Annotated in this window: 16 protein-coding genes; 8 read left to right on the top strand and 8 right to left on the bottom strand. The window is 67.1% G+C overall.

Annotated features, from left to right (window positions below; genetic code table 11):
* The 5 genes from Q7J26_RS05160 to lepB all read left to right on the top strand — a co-directional run.
* A partial coding sequence (locus Q7J26_RS05160; RefSeq protein ID WP_304935429.1) for a biotin/lipoyl-containing protein occupies window positions 1–309 on the top strand: 309 nt, incomplete at its 5' end.
* A 3-nt stretch (window positions 310–312) separates the two neighbouring features.
* Window positions 313–1,665, top strand: coding sequence for an acetyl-CoA carboxylase biotin carboxylase subunit (gene accC / locus Q7J26_RS05165; RefSeq protein WP_304935430.1), 1,353 nt, complete (start codon window positions 313–315; stop codon window positions 1,663–1,665).
* A 27-nt stretch (window positions 1,666–1,692) separates the two neighbouring features.
* The gene (locus Q7J26_RS05170) at window positions 1,693–2,709 is read left to right on the top strand and encodes a 2-hydroxyacid dehydrogenase (RefSeq protein ID WP_304935431.1); all 1,017 of its coding nucleotides are present in this window, start codon (window positions 1,693–1,695) and stop codon (window positions 2,707–2,709) included.
* Entirely contained in the window at window positions 2,706–3,392 is a 687-nt protein-coding gene (gene aat, locus Q7J26_RS05175; RefSeq protein ID WP_304935432.1) for a leucyl/phenylalanyl-tRNA--protein transferase, read from the top strand. Before Q7J26_RS05170 ends, aat begins: the two co-directional genes overlap by 4 nt.
* An 80-nt stretch (window positions 3,393–3,472) precedes the next feature.
* Window positions 3,473–4,240 (top strand): signal peptidase I, encoded by a 768-nt coding sequence (gene lepB, locus Q7J26_RS05180; RefSeq protein WP_304935433.1) that lies wholly within the window; start codon window positions 3,473–3,475, stop codon window positions 4,238–4,240.
* Here the strand turns inward: lepB and Q7J26_RS05185 are convergent.
* From Q7J26_RS05185 to Q7J26_RS05215, 7 genes are all read right to left on the bottom strand, one after another.
* Window positions 4,237–4,578, bottom strand: a complete 342-nt coding sequence (locus tag Q7J26_RS05185; RefSeq protein ID WP_304935434.1) for an EF-hand domain-containing protein — start codon at window positions 4,576–4,578, stop codon at window positions 4,237–4,239. The two genes, lepB and Q7J26_RS05185, sit on opposite strands and share 4 nt — an antisense overlap.
* 16 nt (window positions 4,579–4,594) lie before the next feature.
* Window positions 4,595–5,260, bottom strand: coding sequence for a DUF2155 domain-containing protein (locus tag Q7J26_RS05190; RefSeq protein ID WP_304935435.1), 666 nt, complete (start codon window positions 5,258–5,260; stop codon window positions 4,595–4,597).
* On the bottom strand, window positions 5,257–5,649 hold the full coding sequence (locus Q7J26_RS05195) for an NADH:ubiquinone oxidoreductase subunit NDUFA12 (protein WP_304935462.1): 393 nt from the start codon (window positions 5,647–5,649) through the stop codon (window positions 5,257–5,259). The genes Q7J26_RS05190 and Q7J26_RS05195 overlap by 4 nt, the downstream gene beginning before the upstream one ends.
* A gap of 153 nt (window positions 5,650–5,802) precedes the next feature.
* Window positions 5,803–7,329, bottom strand: coding sequence for a peptidase S10 (locus Q7J26_RS05200; RefSeq protein WP_304935436.1), 1,527 nt, complete (start codon window positions 7,327–7,329; stop codon window positions 5,803–5,805).
* A gap of 20 nt (window positions 7,330–7,349) precedes the next feature.
* The gene (locus Q7J26_RS05205) at window positions 7,350–8,885 is read right to left on the bottom strand and encodes a S10 family peptidase (protein WP_304935437.1); all 1,536 of its coding nucleotides are present in this window, start codon (window positions 8,883–8,885) and stop codon (window positions 7,350–7,352) included.
* Window positions 8,875–10,983, bottom strand: coding sequence for an amidohydrolase family protein (locus tag Q7J26_RS05210; RefSeq protein WP_304935438.1), 2,109 nt, complete (start codon window positions 10,981–10,983; stop codon window positions 8,875–8,877). Before Q7J26_RS05210 ends, Q7J26_RS05205 begins: the two co-directional genes overlap by 11 nt.
* Before the next feature lie 8 nt (window positions 10,984–10,991).
* The gene (locus Q7J26_RS05215) at window positions 10,992–12,185 is read right to left on the bottom strand and encodes an aminotransferase class I/II-fold pyridoxal phosphate-dependent enzyme (protein ID WP_304935439.1); all 1,194 of its coding nucleotides are present in this window, start codon (window positions 12,183–12,185) and stop codon (window positions 10,992–10,994) included.
* A gap of 202 nt (window positions 12,186–12,387) precedes the next feature.
* On the opposite strand from Q7J26_RS05215, the gene Q7J26_RS05220 reads away from it, so the two are divergent.
* Window positions 12,388–12,864: an Lrp/AsnC family transcriptional regulator gene (locus Q7J26_RS05220; protein ID WP_304935440.1), complete on the top strand. Its 477-nt coding sequence runs from the start codon at window positions 12,388–12,390 to the stop codon at window positions 12,862–12,864.
* Window positions 12,865–12,868: 4 nt separating this feature from the next.
* Here Q7J26_RS05220 and Q7J26_RS05225 read toward each other — a convergent pair whose 3' ends face one another.
* Complete coding sequence (locus Q7J26_RS05225; RefSeq protein ID WP_304935441.1) at window positions 12,869–14,188, bottom strand: APC family permease; 1,320 nt, start codon at window positions 14,186–14,188, stop codon at window positions 12,869–12,871.
* Window positions 14,189–14,542: 354 nt separating this feature from the next.
* Between Q7J26_RS05225 and Q7J26_RS05230 the strand changes: the two genes are divergently transcribed.
* Window positions 14,543–16,036 carry a S10 family peptidase gene (locus Q7J26_RS05230; protein ID WP_304935442.1) on the top strand — a complete coding sequence of 498 codons (1,494 nt, stop codon included), beginning with the start codon at window positions 14,543–14,545 and terminating at the stop codon, window positions 16,034–16,036.
* 24 nt (window positions 16,037–16,060) lie between these two features.
* On the top strand, window positions 16,061–17,035 hold the full coding sequence (locus Q7J26_RS05235) for an ornithine cyclodeaminase family protein (RefSeq protein WP_304935443.1): 975 nt from the start codon (window positions 16,061–16,063) through the stop codon (window positions 17,033–17,035).
* The last annotated feature ends 7 nt before the right edge of the window (window positions 17,036–17,042 follow it).

Raw genomic sequence — 17,042 nt, forward strand, 5'->3', positions numbered from 1 at the left:
CACGCGCCGGCTGCGGCCGCGCCGGCCCCCGCCTCCATGCCGTCCGACCCGGCCACCATCGTCGCCAGGTCCGGCGAAGAGGTGAAGTCGCCGATGGTCGGCACCGCCTATCTGCAGGCCTCCCCGGAGGCGCCGCCGTTCGTCCAGCCGGGCGACAATGTCAAGAAGGGCCAGACCCTGCTGATCGTCGAGGCCATGAAGACGATGAACCCGATCCAGTCCCCCCGCGACGGCGTCGTGGTCGAGGTTCTGGTCGGCGACGCCCAGCCGGTCGAGTTCGGCGAGCCCCTCGTCCTGCTCGAGGGCTAAGCCATGTTCACCAAGGTCCTGATCGCCAACCGCGGCGAGATCGCGCTGCGCATTCATCGGGCGTGCAAGGAGATGGGCATCTCCACCGTCGCCGTTCACTCGGAAGCCGACCGCGGCGCCATGTGGGTGCGACTGGCTGACGAAAGCGTCTGCATCGGCCCGGCCTCGGCGGCAAAGTCGTATTTGAACATCCCCTCGATCATTTCGGCGGCCGAAATCACCGGCGCCCAGGCGATCCACCCCGGCTATGGCTTCCTGTCCGAAAACGCCCGCTTCGCCGAGATCGTCGAAGCCCACGGCATGACCTTCATCGGCCCCAAGCCCGAACATATCAGGGTCATGGGCGACAAGATCAGCGCCAAGAAGACGGTGATGGAAGCGGGCATCCCCTGCGTTCCCGGCTCCGATGGCGAGGTCGAGACCGTCGAGGCCGCCATCGAGGCCTCCAAGTCCATCGGCTTCCCCCTGATCGTCAAGGCGGCGGCGGGCGGCGGCGGACGCGGCATGAAGGTCGCCCTGACGGCTGACGACCTCGTCGAAGCCGTGCAGACCGCCCAGTCCGAGGCCAAGGCCGCCTTCGGCAACGGCGCCGTCTATATGGAGCGCTATCTCCAGAAGCCGCGCCATATCGAGATCCAGGTCATCGCCGACAGCCACGGCAATGTCGTGCACCTGGGCGAACGCGACTGCTCGCTGCAGCGCCGTCACCAGAAGGTGCTGGAAGAGGCCCCCTCGCCCGCCCTGTCGGCCGAGGGTCGCAAGCAGATCGGCGAGACCGTCAACAAGGCCATCGCCGCCATCGGCTATCTGGGCGTCGGCACCATCGAGTTCCTGTGGGAGGACGGCGAGTTCTTCTTCATCGAGATGAACACCCGCCTGCAGGTCGAACACCCGGTCACCGAAATGATCACCGGCGTCGACCTGGTCCGCGAACAGGTCCGGATCGCCGCCGGCCTGCCGCTGTCCTTCACCCAGGAGGACATCGAGTTCAAAGGCCACGCCATCGAAGTGCGGATCAACGCCGAAAACCCGGAGACCTTCACCCCGTCGCCGGGCAAGATCACCGACTTCCACGCCCCCGGCGGCCTGGGCGTGCGACTGGATAGCGCCATCTACGCCGGCTATTCGATCCCGCCCTATTACGACAGCCTGATCGGCAAGCTGATCGTCCACGGCCGCGACCGCGAAGAGGCCATCGCCCGCCTGAAGCGCTCGCTGAACGAGATCGTCATCGGCGGCGTCGACACCACCATCCCCCTGTTCCAGAAGCTGTTGCAGGAGCCGGACATCCTGTCCGGAGATTACGACATCCACTGGCTGGAGAAGTGGGCCGCCCGTCAGAAGGGCGACGCCTGACGTCCGCTTGATCAGAGGAACCGGCCCATGCGTATCGCGGTCTTTGCGACCAAGGCCTACGACCGCCGGTTCCTCGATCTGGCCAATGCTGACTTCGGCCACGACCTGACCTGGTTCGAGGCGCGGCTGGACGAGACCACCGCGCCGCTGGCCGACGGCTTCGACGCCGTGTGCGTCTTCGTCAACGACCGACTGGACGCCCCCGCCCTGACCCGACTGGCCCACGGCGGGGTGCGCGCCGTGGCCCTGCGCTGCGCCGGCTACAACAACGTCGATCTGCGCGCCGCCGAGGCCCTGGGCCTGACCGTCATCCGCGTGCCGGCCTATTCGCCCGAGGCGGTCGCCGAGTTCACCCTGGGCCTGCTGCTGGCGATGAACCGCAACATCCCCCGCGCCTCGGCCCGCGTGCGCGAGAACAACTTCGCCCTGGACGGCCTGATTGGCCGCAACCTGTCCGGGCGGACGGCCGGGGTCGTGGGCACGGGTCGGATCGGCGCCCTGGTCGCGCGGGCGCTGAAACTGGGCTTTGGCTGCGAGGTGCTGGCTCATGATGTGGTCGAGGACGCGGCCCTGACCCAGATCGGCGTCCGCTACGTGGATCGCGAAACCCTGCTGCGCCAGTCCGACATCATCAGCCTGCACTGCCCGCTGACGCCGGACACGCGCCACCTGATCGACGGCCCCACCCTGGCTGCGGCGCGGCCGCGCGTGATGATCGTCAACACCAGCCGGGGCGCCCTGATCGACACCCAGGCCCTGATCGACGCGCTGAAGAGCCACCGCGTCGGCGGGGTCGCCCTGGACGTCTATGAGCAGGAAGGCGATCTGTTCTTCGAGGATCTGTCGAACGAGATTATTCAGGACGACGTGTTCCAGCGGCTGCTGACCTTCCCCAATGTTCTGGTCACGGGCCACCAGGCCTTCCTGACCGAAGAGGCGCTGACGGCCATCGCCGTGACCACCCTGTCGGGCCTGGCCGAGATCGAGGCCGGCCGCGTCCCCGCCAATCGCGTCACCGCCGATCAGGTCCGCCCCGCCCCATGAACGAGCCTGACTTCAGCGCCGCCGGGCCTTCCGACGGCTTCGGCCCCGAGGCGCTGCTGGCCTGTTACGCCCGAGGCGTATTTCCCATGGCCGAGGCGCGCGACGATCCGCGCGTCTTCATCATCGAGCCGGAACAGCGAGGCGTCATACCGCTGGACGCCTTCCACATCCCCACCCGACTGCGCCGCACCGTGCGCGGCGAACCGTTCGAGGTGCGGATCGACACCGCCTTCGAGGCCGTGCTCGACGGCTGCGCGGCGGCTCAAGGCCCAGAGCGCGAGGACACCTGGATCAACGCCCCGATCCGCCGCCTCTACGCCGCCCTGTTCGCCAAGGGCTTCGTCCATTCCGTCGAGTGCTGGAAGGACGAGCGATTGGTCGGCGGCCTGTACGGCGTTTCCCTGGGCGGGGCCTTCTTCGGCGAGAGCATGTTCAGCCGTGAACGCGACGCCTCGAAGGTAGCCCTGGTCCATCTGGTCGCGCGCCTGCGCAAGGGCGGCTGGACCCTGCTGGACGCCCAGTTCCTGACCGACCACCTCAGCCAGTTCGGTGCGGTGGAGACGCCCCAGGCCGCCTATCTGCGGCGGCTGAAGCCCGCTCTGAAGGTGGCGGTAAACGAGACGGCCCTGATCGCGCCGATGACCGGAGCCGAAGCGGTGGACTGGGCGCTTCATCCCGCCTGATCCCTGTCCGGACACGATTGCTGTCCTGTCCGGACAAGCCTGAGCTGGCGTCGCCCCGCAGGCTCGCGGCCTAACAGGGCATGACCCAAGCCACCACCGCACCCGCCCCGTCCTCTGCCCCCGTCTGGCGCGAAGTCAGAGAGATCGGCGTCACCCTCGCCGCCGCCCTGATCCTGGCGATGGTGATCCGAATCCTGCTGTTCCAGCCCTTCACCATTCCATCCTCGTCGATGGAGCCGGGGCTCGTGACCGGCGACTATATCGTCGTGTCCAAATACGCCTACGGCTGGAGCCGGGCGTCCTTGCCGTTCAATCCGCCGCTGCCCGACGGCCGGGTGCTGGGACGCCAGCCGAAGCGGGGCGACGTCGTGGTCTTCCGGCGTCCCCACGACCCGAAAGAGGTCTGGATCAAGCGCGTCATCGGCCTGCCCGGCGACACCGTTCAGGTCCGCAAGGGTCAGGTCTTCGTCAACGGGCGCCTGATCGGCCAGACGCCGCTCCAGATGGTCAGCGACCACGACGCCCCCCAGCGGCGTGTACTCGAGGTGCGCGAGGCGCTGGCGAGCGGCAAGACCTATGTCACCTACGACGGCGGGCCGGATCAGCCCGGCGACGACACGCCGATCTATCGCGTGCCGGCCGGTCAGTATTTCATGATGGGCGACAATCGCGACAACTCGCTGGACAGCCGCTGGTCTGCCGATCTGGGCGTCGGCCTGCTGCCGGCCGAGAACATCGTCGGACGGGCCGAGATCGTTGCGGCCTCATGGAAACCCGGCGCCGGACTGTTCAAGCCGTGGACCTGGCTGAACCTCCAATGGGGCCGCTTCCTGAAGCCTATCCGCTAGCGGGCGCGGAATTCCTCAAAGCTGACCATCCCGTCATGGTCCCGGTCCAGACGCTCGAACGCCGCCCGATCCGGGGTCACGGACTGGGCCAGGGACGGCGCGGCGACGGCGCCCAGGGCCAATCCGGCGAAAGCGGCCGCCAGCAACTGACGCCAGCCCATGCGGATCGAAGACCGGGCGGTCGTCGACCGGTCCAGTTCGCTGTCGATGAAGCGGCGAATGGCCTCGCTGGCCGTGCGGCCCTCAGTGCGGCACTTGTCCATAAAGGCGGTCTTCGTCGCGTGCGGCAGCCGGATCTCGACCGTCTCGCTCTTCTTGAGGGGTCTTGGGCGGTTCATTCCGGCCTCCTCGCGCTCAGTTCTTACAGCCCACCACCCAGGCGTCGTAGTTGGGGCTTTGCAAGCCGCTGACGGCCGGGGACGAGGCGAACATCCAGCCGCGGTAGATCTGGCGAGGCTCGGCCGGTTGGTTGGCGCCGCGCGACTGCAGCGAGACGTCGACATAGGCGATGGCGTCTTCGGTCAGTTCGTCCGGCGTCGAGACCTCGCAGGCGCGGACGCTGAAGATCAGGTTGCGGTTGAAACGGACCGGACGGCCGCCGACCTCGACCTCGAACTTCATGGTCTCGGCGGTGGTCTTGTCGATGGCCTGGATCACGGCGAACTTGCGCCGCTGGCGGCGAGCGGGCGTGGCCGGCTGTTCGATGGCCTTTTCGACGACCGGCTTTTCGGAGGCGGCTTCTTCCTCGGCCTTTTCGGCGACGGCCTCATCCTCGGCGAGAACGACGGAGGGCGGCGGCGTCACCGCCACCGGCGTCCGGGGCGCGGGTGCGGCGGCGGGCGCGGTCTCGGTCGGCGCATTGGCGGGTTGGGCCGGCGTCGTGCGCAGGATGTCGCCGATGGGATCCTGAACCGGACGGGCGTCGCGCGGCGAATCCTGAAGGACGCTGGCGGTCACCGCCCCGGCGCTGAGCGCCGCGACGACGGCGGCCCCGCCCAGCAGGAGCCGATTCGGTCTCACTCGGGCGTCCAGGCCTGATAGTCGCCGGTCGCGGCGGGGCGTTTGGCCTCGGCGGCCAGCGAGCCTTGCGGGCGCCAGGCCATCGGTGTGCCGGTGAAGTTCGGCAGATGGTCCTTCTCCCACGCACGGCGCGGCAGGGGCGCCTCGGTGGGCGGAAGGTCGAAGGTGTAGCGCAGCCAGCCGTGCCAGTCGGCCGGCACCTTGGACGCGTCGGCATAGCCTTCGTACACGACCCAGCGGCGCTTGCGGCCGTCGTAGCTCGAATTGTCCTTGGCCTCGTAATATTTGTTGCCGATCTCGTCGGTCCCGACGTAGCGGCCGCGCTTGGCGATCGTGAAGAGGGTGCCGATCGTGGCCCCGTTCCACCAGGCGAAAATCTTGTTCAGCACGTCGTCAAAACCCACGCGAAAATTCCCGCAGAAAAAGAACCTGCGGCGGGGGTGATCATAGGAACACTCGCCCCCTTCGTCCAGCGCGCATGCCGAGCGCCTGCATCAAAGCGGCGCACGCGTGGGCCTTCATCCGTAGCTCGGGGCCGACGCCTAGCGGGACGTCGTCGGAACAACGGCGAAGGCCCGTACGGCATCGCCGAACCGGGCCAGATTGTCGTCGCCGTCATAGACCCCGTGGGGTCCTGCAAAATACGCTGCGGTCAACTGGTCCGCGGGCACGCCGACCTGATCCAGCACATACCGACCGGCATAGGCCGGCGTGGTCAGGTCATAGTAGCCGGCCGCCCAGAACAGCCGCATGTCCGGGCGCGCCTGAAGGGCCTGGGCCAACCCCTCCATGGCTTGCGGCGAATCCCCGTGGCTCCAGGCGGCGTTCACGAGGAAGTTCAGGGTGTAATAGGGTTCGTCGGTGGCGAAGCCGAGCGTGTGGACGACATAGTCGCCCAGGGTCTGATTGACGATTGGACCGATACTGGCCGGCGTCGGCGGCGGACCGCCCGCCCGGCCCTTGGGGACGACGCCCAGGGACGGATCATCCAGCGCGCCCAGCGCGCCGGCCTCCATCGGCGAGGTCACCCGGACGTCCAGCAGGCCGGTGCGCTGGCCCTGATCCTTCAGCAGGTTGAACATCCAGGTGTTGCTGGAGATGCGCAGGTTCTCCGCCAGGATCAGATCCGTCGGCAGACCGATCAGGGCCGACATCCGCTCCGCAACCTGTCGCCGGTCGGCGACAGGAAGGCTGGAGCCCTGGATCAGGGCCTCGACATAGTCGGTGCGCGCGAACTGCAGCGCCTCTTCAAAGACCTGATCGACCGTGCGGCCGTTCCGTTCGATTCGTCGATGATGCCAGGCCCCGGCGGCCATGGTCGGCAGGCTCGTTACAAAGGGCATCTCACGCCCGGTAACCGGGGCGGCGAGCGCGATCAGCATGACGCCGTCGAACGTCAGCGTCTCGGTGTCGGCGGCGATCAAGGCCGCCCGAGTGGTGCCGTAACTCTCGCCCGCGAGATAGCGCGGCGAGGTTTCGCGGCCATTCAGTTTCAGCCAATTGAGAATGGCCGTCTGCACCGCCGCCGCATCGGTGGCGCCGGTGTACCAGTATTTGTCATCGACGCCGGGCAAGGCGCGGCTGAAGCCGGTGCCGACCGGATCGATGAAGACGACATCCGCCGCATCCAGGGGACTGAACGGATTGTCGATCAGGCCGGCCTGTCCATCCGGGGCCTTGCGCATCGGCCCCAGCGCCGAGATGTGCAGCGGCGACGACGAAGCGCCCGGCCCGCCGTTGAAGGCGAAGATCACCGGCCGGGTTGCGGGATCGGCCACGTCGTCGCGCGTGTAGGCTATGGTGATGACCGACGCGCCGGGACGTCCATCGGGGCCGGGAACGATATTGTCGGCTACGGTCGCGGTATAGGCGACAGTCTCGTCGTTGAATCGACCAGAGTGATGCGTGACCGAGCGCCGGGGCTCGATCATTGCGGACGACGCCGACGCCGGAGCCGGATCGGCGGGGACCTGGGCCATGGTCGGCGCCACGCCCGCGCCGGCCGCGACCATCAGGGCCAGGATGGAGCCGACGACGCCCCGCGCACGCCGGGCCGGTTTCGACGACACCGGTCCCCTCCCCGTCTGCATCACCGGCGTCCGTCCCGGATCAACGCCCGGACGTCGTCGGAAAAGGCCGCCGCCGTATCGCCGAGATAGAGCATGTGGCCGGACTCATAGTTGCGGATCGTCAGCCGGTCGGCGGGAACCCCCGCCTTCACGAGGGCGTCCTGGGCCGCCGCAGGCGTCGTGACCATGTCGAAATAGCCGCTGGCCACCAGCACCTTCAGGTCGCCATTGCGTCGCATGGCCGTGGCCAGATCCCCCGCGAACGACTGACCCTCCGGCACGCCTGTTCGTTTCCAGTTCCAGGCGGAGAGAAGGTTTCGCCAGACGATGGCGCCATAGGGCCGATCCTCCTGGACCTTCAGATCCTCGGTCAGCATCGCGTGAAAGGCGGCGACGAAGCCGGGCACATAGCGGCCCATAGCGGGGTCGTCGGCCACCGGTTCGCCGCCATCGTGCGCCGACGGCAGGGTGTAGCGGCTGTCGTAGAGGCCGACCGTCAGGCCCTCATCCGCCAAAACCTGCTGAGAATAGGCCTTTGGCGACATCGTCAGACTGGGCAGCCAGGCCGAGGCCGGCAGGCCCGTGTAGGCGGACAGGCGTGCGGCGATGGCGGTCCGTTGGGCGTCGTCCAGCGTACCGGCCGCCGCCTGATCCAGCGCCGCCAGATAGTCGGTCGTGGCGAAACCATGCACCTCGGCGTCAAAGGCCTCGATCGTCCGTCCGCGGCGATCGATCTTCTGGTGGACCCAGGCCGTGGCGGCCATGGCGGGCAGGTTCAGCGCCGCGCCCAAGGACGGCGACAGTCCGGCTGTTCCCGCGCCATTGAGGCTGGAGCCCAACAGGACGATGCCGTTGACGGTGATGCCCCGCATCACGCCGCTATAGGTTGGACCGCCCATCAGGGCGCGCGGCAGAAGCGCCGCCCGCGCGCTGCCATAGCTCTCGCCCATCAGATATTTGGGCGCATTCCAGCGGCCATTGCGGGTCAGCCACAGCTCGATGAACTGGGCCACGCTCTCGGCGTCCTCGTCGATGCCGTAAAAGTCTTCGGGCTTGCCGACCCCGACGATCCGGCTGAATCCGGTCCCGACCGGATCGATAAAGACCAGGTCCGCCACGTCCAGCAGACTGTCCGGATTGTCGGTCGGTCCGAACGGCGGAACATTGCTGGGGTTCACCTCGTGGTCGAGTTGCACCCGGCGCGGACCAACCACCCCCATGTGCAGCCAGATCGAGGACGAACCCGGCCCGCCGTTGAAGACGAACATGACCGGACGTCCCGGCTCAGCGCCTGCCTTGACGTAGGCAAAGCTGTAGATCGTGGCGATCGGCTCATCACGGTCGTTGCGCAGCAGGGTCTCGCCCGCCGTGGCCGTATATGCGATGCGCTGCCCCCGGATGGTGGTCTCGTGGCGGGTCACCACCGGGGCGGCGACCTGGACCGTTTCGCCGGCCAGAGCCTGCCCGGCGCAGAGGACGGAGCCCAGCAATGCGAGGGCCGCAAAGACCCCGCCGAACCAAACCGTCGGCGTCCGAAGAGCCCTGTCAGTGACCATGATCATCGTCCATCCCCTCGCCAAACAGGAAACTATCTCCCGCCGTGCCCGTCGAGACGTCTTCCGGCGCCGTCGGCGGCCGGATGACGACGGGATCGGCAAAGGGCCGAATGCCAAGCGCCTGGTGAATCTCGCTGGGGAAGTAGATCACCCCGCCCTTCATCACCATGCGGATCTCGCGGATGGCGCCGATGTCCTGCGTCGGGTCGCCCGGCACGAGGAAGAAGTCCGCCAGCTTGCCACGCTCTATGCTGCCCAGCGACTGGTCACGTCCCAGATACTGCTCAGCCCTCAGCGTACCCAGGCTCAGCGCCTCGGCGGGCGTCAGCCCCGCCTTGACGTAGAGCTCCAGCTCGCGATGCACGGTGAAGCCTGTGCCGGCGTCGGTGCCCGGCAGCAGTTGCACGCCGCTGTCGTGAAGCAGTTTCAGGGTGTCGAGCAGCTTCTGGAAGGCCGCCTTGTAGGTCTGATCGACCGCCGGGCTCTCGATATCGACGAAGGACCGGCGCCGATAGCGCTGATATCCGATCGGCATATGATCGACATAGCCGACGGCGGAGGGCGGAACTTCGCCCGCGCGGCTGAGCATCAGCACCTCCAGCGCCACGGCCGTCGTATCCAGGGCGACGCCCTTTTCCTGCATCAGGGCGATGGTTCGCCGAACCGGCAGGCTGGACAGATCCAGGTCCGCCGCCCGGGCCATGCCCGTCAGGCGCAGGGTGGTGCGGGAATCCTCGCCGGGCTGCAGCAGCCAGCCCAGCATCAACTGGTTGATATGGGCGATCTCGCCATAGCCCGCCTCGATGGCCTGGTCCGGCGTGACGAAGGCGGGGACGTGGCCCGTCACCCCCATGCCGAGGCGGTGGGCCTCCTGAGCGACAGGCGCGACCCAGTCCGGATGAAGCGAGTTGTAGATCTTGATCTGGCGATAGCCGCGCTGGCCGTACCAACGCACGTCCTCCAGGGCTTCGTCCAGCGTGTCGGCCAGCAGACCGGTTCGCACCGAATAGGGGCTGCGTCCCTCCAGCATGCCGTCGCGCACGATGCGCGGTCCCGGCGCGACGCCCTGGTCGATGTCGCGCGTGAGGTTCAGCAGGAAGCTGTTGCCGTTCCCCATGTCCCGGATCGAGGTCACGCCTGCGCCCAGATAGAACAGGCCCGTCTGAAGGGTGCTGTGCGAATGCATGTCGTGCAGGCCGGGCGACAACGTCCCGCCCTGGCCGTCGATTTCATAGTCGCCGCCCGCCGTCGGCGTGTCGGGCTCGGGCACGATGGCGGTGATCCTGTCGCCGAAGACGGTCACCGACGACAGAGGCGACAGTCGTCCCGTCTGGGGCTGGAATATCCGGACATTGCGGATGCGCACCGGGGCGTCGAACGTGTGCGCGAGTTGCGCCTGCAGCGCATGGATCCGCTCGCCTTCCAGCGCCGCCGTCATCTGCAACAGTTCGGGAGCCGCGGCCTCCAGTCCTTCACGGACCGTCACCTGTCCGCCCGAGAATTCCGCAACCAACTGACCGGCCTGATCCAGCATGACGTACCCTGGCTGCAGTTCCAGACCGGTGAGCCGATAGATGGTCACCGGCAGGGCGTCCGGCCCGAAGGTCTGGCTGCGCACCGTGGTCAGGGTCAGGCGCCCGCCGGGCGTCACCTCCAGGCTCTGCTCCGGCGCCGCCTTCAGGACGTTGGCGTAGAGCGCCAGACTCCAGGGGCTGTCGTCATTGGCGACATAGAGCGACGGCGTCGCCGCCGGCCGCTCGCCGCTGTCCGCCTGACTACGCCAGCGCAGCACGCCGTCGCCCTGTTCGAACCGTTCGTCCACGCGCGCGCCGAACAGCGACACGCCCTCGATGGTCCAAAGCTTTGGAACGCCGCCGAGGCCGAGAACGACATGTTCCTTGTGCTTGGGTCCGCGCCCGTTGTTATCGACGTGATAGTCGATATCGACTGTGGACCCGACCTGATCGACCACCAGATGGCCGACGCGCTCGCCGTTGGCGATGACGGCGTAACGTATCGAGTCCGCCCGGACGGGCGATACGCCGAGGCAGGAGATCATAAGTGCGGCGAGGACGAAGGGCGTCAGCCAAGGGCGCATAGGCATCCTCATTGAACCGAAGCGGTTTGGGAGACGGACGGCGAACCCGCGCGACGCAGGGCGAACAGGGCCTCGTGAAGCCTGGCCAGTCCCCTGTCGATCAGGGCCGCCGGTACGCCGAAGCCCAGTCGCATATGCCCCGCCTGGCCAAAGAACTCGCCCGGCGCCGTGACGATCTCGTAGTCCCGCCACAGGGTCTCCGCCAACCGGCGCGTATCGGCATGGCCGATCACCTGCGGGAAGGCGATACAGCCAAAGGGCGGCAGTTCGCCCGCAAGCAGGTCATCGGCGCGCATGGCGGCCATATGGCGCTCGACCACGGGCCGGCTGGCGTCCAGGATTTGGCGCCAGTGCGCCTCGAACGGCTGCGGATTTTCCAGCACCAGCGCCCCGATGGCGTGGGTCAGCTTCGACACGCCGAACTCCCGTCCGGCGCTGGCGTTGGCGATCCGGCGCGCCGTCGCCCGCGTCGTGACGATCCAACCGCAGCGCAGGGAGAACAGGCCGAACACCTTGGTCAGGCTGTTGACGCTGATGACATTGGGCGCGAGCCGCACGGCCGGCAGGTCGCCGCTTTCCATCGCGAAATCAGCGTACACCTCGTCCACCAGCAGATGGGCGCCGACGGTCGCCGCAGCGGCGGCCAGGTCCCCCAGAGCCTTTTCTCCCAGATGATGACCGGAAGGATTATGCAGGTTGGTGACGATCACCAGCCGCGTATTGGCTCTCAGCTTCGCGCTGAGTTCTTCCAGGTCGAAGGCGAAGGATTCGCCCCGCCTCGACAGCAGCTCGACCTCTGCGCCCGACAATCGCGCTAGGTCCGAGAGGACGTCGAAACCGGGCGTTTCGATCAGCACATGATCCCCCGGCGCCACCAGGCCGGCCAGCACCTGGGCGACGCCGTTGCACACCCCTGTCGTGGGCAGGATGCACTGCTCATCGACGCCATAGCGTGACGCCAGGGCCGCCAGCAGGTGGGGATTGCCCCGACCGAACACGCTTTCGAACCGGTCCGTCACCTCCCCTGTGAAGGCGTCGCTAATGAGCCGAGCCAGCAGGGGTTCCGGCTCCGCGACCGTGCTTTCGAACAAGATCGACGCCCCCGGCGGCAGGGGCATGTGACGATAGAGGGATCGTCCGAAGGCGGCGAAATCCCGGATGTCATAGATCGCCGCCCTCGCCGGGCCTTCGCCTTGGCTCACGGGCGACGCTCCATGGGCGACCGAGATACGGATCGGGTGTTCATGTGTCGCAAAGCCTGTGCCCGTCGCGAGCCTGGTCGCGCCGCTCTTCCAAGCCTGCATTGTTACCGTCGCGGTGGCGGAGGTTCTTTGCGTTTCACCGCTTGCGGTTTCGAATGATTGAATAGCTAATGCGAGATATCAGCAAATCGGAGACTAGACGATGTCCACCGGCCTGGACGCCATCGACGTCCGAATCCTGCAGCAGCTGCAGATCGACTGCTCCATCTCCACCTCGGAGCTGGCGGACCGTGTCGGCCTGTCCCAATCGCCCTGCTGGCGGCGGATCCAGCGCCTGCGCGAGGAGGGCTATATCAAGGCCCAGGTGGCCATTCTCGATCCCGAACGCATGGGCTTCCAGATGCACATCTTCGCCCAGCTGAAGATGAACAATCTCGCCGACAGCGACCGCGAGAAATTCATCCGCGAGATCGCCGCCATCCCCGAGATCGTCGAATGCTATTCGGTGCTGGGCGAGCGCGACGCCATGATCAAGGTCATCGCGCCCGACATCAAATGGTACCAGGACTTCATCTTCCGCAAGATCCTGAAACTGCCCGGCGTCATCGACATCAGCTCGACCGTCGCCCTGTCGGAAATGAAGCGGACCACCGCCCTGCCCGTCCGCCAGGGCGTCTGACCTCTCAGCCAGCCGACATGTTCCGACGGCGGGACCAGCCGTAGTAGGCCAGACCGATCGCCAGCCAGACGCCCAGCAACACATAGGGCCGCCAGTCGGTGCTGAAGCCCAAGGCGGCGATGACGGTGGCGGCGATAACGCCCAGAACCGCCAGGATCTTGACTGTCGTCCGACTGAACTTGATGCGAGCCTGATCATGCACCTCCGGGTGGGCGCGGGCGACGTTATAGGCCGCCAGACAGGTCCCGAGATATTTCATCATCGTCGGCACGTTCACCGCCAGCAGCAGGAACAACAGGCTCGACGGCAGGAACAGCGCCGCCGAGGAAGCGGCGAAGGCCACCAGCGTGGCCACATGCGGGGTGCCGAAACGAGGATGAATTCGCGCCAGGGCGGAGGGCAGGACGCCGGACCGGCCCATGGCGAACAGGAAGCGGGAATACACCAGAAAGACGGCGTTCATCGACTTGGTCAGGGCGACCACGGCGGCGGTGACGATCAGCGGCGCCGCCCACGGGCCCAGCGCCGCCTCGGCGGCCGTCAGAAGCGGCGCATCGCTGGACGCCAGGGCCGCCGGCCCCACTAGGCTCAGCGCGGTGAAGGTGATCACCAGATAGACGACGACCGTCAGCGCCAGTCCAAGCGCGATGCCCAGCGGCACGACGACCTTGGCGTTGCGGACCTCGTCCCCGACCTCGGTCGCGGTCTCGATGCCCAGAAACAGCTGAATCATCAGAGGCAGGGCGGCGAGAATCGGCAGCCATCCGCCCGCCGTAGCCTCAACCAGCAGTCCCGGCTTGAGGTCAGGCGCGCCAGCGACGACGAAGACGGTGAAGATCGCCAGCAACAGCAGCATCAGCACGGTCTGGGCCCGCGCAGCCACGGCGACGCCGACATAGTTCAGGGCGAAGATCAATGCGAACAGGCCGAACATGACCGGCTTGGCCGGCAGAGGGATCACCATGGACAGATAGTTCACCAGCACCCGCGCCAGCACGATCATGACCACCGCATTGCTCAGCACCCGCAGCCAGACGATGGCGAAGGCGACCGTCGGATGGGTGAAGCGGCGCTGCCATTCGTAGGAGGCCGCCGTACTGGGCGCCGCCGAGGCCATATAGGCATAAACCAGGGCGAACAGGACCATGGGGAGCGCCGCCAGGGCGACGGTGATCAGTATGCCGGTCCCGCCCACGGCGGCCGCCGGACCGAGCACCGTGAAGATCGCCGCTCCGATCGCCGTCCCCGCGCCCAGCATCACCAGATCCAGAAGGCCCACGCCATGTCTGAGTTCGGCTGACGGGGTGGGAGAGGACGAGATCACAGGCATATTCCAACGAACGACCCGCACCATCAGGCGCGCGCTTCGATCCTAGCGCGCAGACCTGAGCAGGACTATTCAAACCCGTTCGCCTCGCCGCGGAAAGGCGACTGCTTTAGTCGCACTCCGACATGATCGTGGATCGTCCATGTTCGGGCCAGAGAGTCTCATAACGACTGGTATCGTTACAAAAACGCCCGACATCGGCGTAGTGAAGCCTGGCCTACCTACGCAAGATTTATTCGCGCGCCCTCGCCCCTGCGCCCCACTCGCCTCGCCAATTTCCGCCTCGTCGATAACAACGCAAAGATCGTCGGTCCGACACCCACTAGACTGGCGGCGCAGGCGGAGATGAACATGAGCGACCTCACCAAACGACACCTGATCGGCGCGGCGACGGCCGCCGTGGCGATGGCCGCATCCGGCGTTTCGCCCGCCTTCGCCCATTCGACCGCACATCCGAGACAAAGACGCAGCGGCGTCTTTAATGGCCAGACCGTCAACTATACGGCCGGTCTGGAAGAAACCGTGGTGACCGACGCCCAGGGAGCGCCCTTCGTCCGTTTCGTCTGCACGAGCTATGTCCGCGAAGGCGAAAACCGCGACCGGCCGGTGATCTTCGCCTTCAACGGCGGCCCCAGCGCGGCCTCGGCCACCCTGCACATGCTGGCGCTGGGCCCGAAGCGGATCGAGCTGGAGCAGGATCCGGCCGCCCCGGCCTTCTCGCCGCCACGGCTCGTCGATAATCCCGAGACGGTTCTGGACGTGGCCGACATCGTGCTGATCGATCCTCCCGAGACCGGCTTCACCCGCCTGTTCTCGGAAGCCGCCCGCACCGAGGTCTATTCAGTCGAGGGCGACGCTCGCGTCGTCACCGACTTCATTCAGGCCTGGATCAAAAAGAACGGCCGCGAAGCCTCGCCGAAATATGTGCTCGGCGAAAGCTACGGCACGATCCGCGCGGCGATCATGGCCGGTCAGTTGGCCGAGGCCATGCCGCTGGACGGCGTCTTCCTGTTCGGCCAGGCGATCAACATGATCGAGACGTCCCAGCGCGTCGACAACATGACCGCCTATGCGACCAACCTGCCCGCGCTCGCCGCCATCGCCGTCTATCACGGCAAGGCCGACAAGGGCCGGCGATCGATGAACCGCTTCATCGACGACGTCTATGCGTGGGGGATGACCGACTATCTGGCCGCCCTGGTCCAGGGCCAAGCCCTGCCCCAGGCGCGCCGCCGCGTCATCGCCGAAAAGCTGGAGCGCCTGACGGGTATCCGCGCCGACTATTACCTTGCCGGCGACCTGACCATTTCGAAAGTCGCCTTCGCGACGGAGCTTCTGGCGGACCGGGGCCAACGGCTGGGCATCTACGACGCACGCTATGTCGGCCCTGCTGCCGGGCCAGGAGAACGCCCCCAGGACCCCTTCGGCGCCAAGGTTTCCGACAGCATCCTGCCGATGATGCAGACTTATTTGCGCCAGGACCTGCCCTCCGCCCAAGATCCCGCAGACTATCGGCCGATGGCGCCGGGCGTCTCGACCTGGGACTGGAACACCACCGGCGGCATCGGCGGGCCTTTCAACGAATACGACTATCCGGCACGGATCGTCGCCGCCTTCAAAGTCAATCCGCAGTTCCGCCTGATGATCGGCACCGGCATCTACGACCTGACCACGACGGTCGGCCCGGCCCAGTATCTGGTGGCGCAGAGCGACTATCCGGCCGAACGCGTCATCCAGCGTCGCTACGAAGGCGGGCATATGGCCTACACCAACCGGCCGGCGCTGACGGCCTTCACCCGCGACATCCGCAGTTTCGTCACCGGAACCGCCTTCGTCGATCTCTGAGACAAGACCGCCTGGAGCGCCGCCATGCTCGTGCTGGATCGCGAATTCGTCCGCACTCATCTGACCTACGCCGCCTGTATCCCGCTGATGCGTGACGCCATGTGCGCGCTTTCACGCGGCGACACACGCCAGCCGCTGCGGTCGATCATCCCCCTGGCCCAAGGTCGAGCCTTCGGCGTCATGCCTGGAGCCCTATCGGCGGACGGCGTGTTCGGCGCCAAGCTGGTCAGCGTCTATCCGGAGAACCACGCGGCGGGTCTGCAATCCCACCAGGGCGGCGTCGCCCTGTTCGATCCGGAGACCGGCGCCCTGTCCGCCCTGGTCCACGCAGGCGAGGTCACGGGCATACGCACCGCGGCCGCCAGCGCGGCGGCGACCCAGGCCCTGGCCCGCGCGGACGCTTCGCGGCTGGCGATCCTCGGCACAGGCGAACAGGCCGCCGCCCATGTCCGCGCGCTTCATGCCGCCGTGCCGCTTTCGTCGGTGACGATCTGGGGACGCTCCATGGAGCGGGCCGTCGCCCTGGCCGCCCGTCTGAGCGACGAAACGGGCCTGACCGTCGCGGCCGTCGCTACAGTCGCCGAGGCGGCCGCCGACGCCGACATCATCTGCACCACCACCGCCTCCGCCCAACCGATCCTCCACGCGGCGGACGTACCATCCGGATGCCACATCAACGTGGTGGGCTCGAGCTACGACGGCCCTGTGGAGATCGACGACGATCTGGTCGTCCGCGCCCGCTTTATCGCGGATTCCAGAGCCGGCGTGCTGGCCCAGGGCGCGGAGTTCCTGTCGGCCAAGCGCGCCGGTCGCGTGGACGATGATCATGTGGTCGCCGAGATCGGCGAGGTCTTCCTGGGCCTGAAACCCGGCCGCACCTCCGACCGGGAGATCACCGTCTACAAATCCCTGGGCCACGTCGCCCAGGACCTGGCCAGCGCCCGCTATCTGCTCGACCTGGCGCTTAGCCTGAACCAGGGCGTCCACATTCCCTTTTGATGCGCCC

The sequence above is a fragment of the Brevundimonas sp. genome (assembly GCF_030656255.1).
Classification (GTDB): Bacteria; Pseudomonadota; Alphaproteobacteria; order Caulobacterales; family Caulobacteraceae; genus Brevundimonas.

Excerpts from the sequence above, each read along its gene's own strand:
- accC (WP_304935430.1), top strand. The coding sequence starts at position 313 with ATGTTCACCAAGGTCCTGATCGCCAACCGCGGCGAGATCGCGCTGCGC.
- Q7J26_RS05170 (WP_304935431.1), top strand. The coding sequence starts at position 1,693 with ATGCGTATCGCGGTCTTTGCGACCAAGGCCTACGACCGCCGGTTCCTC.
- aat (WP_304935432.1), top strand. The coding sequence starts at position 2,706 with ATGAACGAGCCTGACTTCAGCGCCGCCGGGCCTTCCGACGGCTTCGGC.
- lepB (WP_304935433.1), top strand. The coding sequence starts at position 3,473 with ATGACCCAAGCCACCACCGCACCCGCCCCGTCCTCTGCCCCCGTCTGG.
- Q7J26_RS05185 (WP_304935434.1), bottom strand. The coding sequence starts at position 4,578 with ATGAACCGCCCAAGACCCCTCAAGAAGAGCGAGACGGTCGAGATCCGG.
- Q7J26_RS05205 (WP_304935437.1), bottom strand. The coding sequence starts at position 8,885 with ATGGTCACTGACAGGGCTCTTCGGACGCCGACGGTTTGGTTCGGCGGG.
- Q7J26_RS05210 (WP_304935438.1), bottom strand. The coding sequence starts at position 10,983 with ATGCGCCCTTGGCTGACGCCCTTCGTCCTCGCCGCACTTATGATCTCC.
- Q7J26_RS05220 (WP_304935440.1), top strand. The coding sequence starts at position 12,388 with ATGTCCACCGGCCTGGACGCCATCGACGTCCGAATCCTGCAGCAGCTG.
- Q7J26_RS05230 (WP_304935442.1), top strand. The coding sequence starts at position 14,543 with ATGAGCGACCTCACCAAACGACACCTGATCGGCGCGGCGACGGCCGCC.
- Q7J26_RS05235 (WP_304935443.1), top strand. The coding sequence starts at position 16,061 with ATGCTCGTGCTGGATCGCGAATTCGTCCGCACTCATCTGACCTACGCC.